The sequence below is a fragment of the Actinomyces sp. S6-Spd3 genome (assembly GCF_000758755.1).
Taxonomy (GTDB): Bacteria; Actinomycetota; Actinomycetes; order Actinomycetales; family Actinomycetaceae; genus Pauljensenia.
In genome coordinates, this window is the sequence record NZ_JRMV01000104.1 from 1 (window position 1) to 597 (window position 597).

Annotated in this window: 1 protein-coding gene and 1 pseudogene; both read left to right on the forward strand. The window is 45.6% G+C overall.

Going from position 1 to position 597, the window contains the following annotated elements; all coding sequences use genetic code 11:
- Nucleotides 1-205, forward strand: a pseudogene (locus HMPREF1627_RS10625) (hypothetical protein); the annotation flags it as partial.
- A gap of 11 nt (nt 206-216) precedes the next feature.
- Nucleotides 217-597 (forward strand): LemA family protein (locus HMPREF1627_RS00635; RefSeq protein ID WP_034500232.1); only part of this gene is annotated, 381 nt, incomplete at its 3' end.

Sequence of the window (597 nt, forward strand, 5' to 3'; positions counted from 1 at the left end):
GGAGTATAGGGAAGGCTGCCCAGTTACCGTGACTATGGATGGGCAACGGGTTGCAGTCTCGTTCTACACGAATTCCCATATTCTGAAGCGTCCCTCTAACCGAAAAGAGATTGAAAGCCTTTCTCTTAGCGGTGAATACAAGAAGGTCCAAAATCAACTTGGCCAGTTTTACACGTTGTTAGACAAAGTTAATTCGCAGTTGTGAATGGAGAATCAATGAATTCTGACTTGTATATTTGGATCGCTGTTGCGGTCCTCTTAATGCTGATCGTCTTTTGGTTTATTGCAAAAAGTAACCAGATGTCGCGCTACATAGTCATTATCGAAGAATCGAAGAAGAACGTCGATATTGCTCTCGCTAAGCGGTATGACACGATCTTGGAGATGCTGAAGGTAGCGAAGTCTTACGCGCAGCATGAAGAGAAACTCTTTGTGAACCTTGTGAAACTGCGCCGCGGTGCGTCGGTTGCAGAGATGAACGATGCAATGGCTTCTCAAGACAATGCGCTAAGAAATATTTTTGCAGTGGGGGAGAGCTACCCGCAGATGCTCTCTTCGCAGCAGTTCCTGAATCTCCAAAGTGAGATTGCAAAGGAA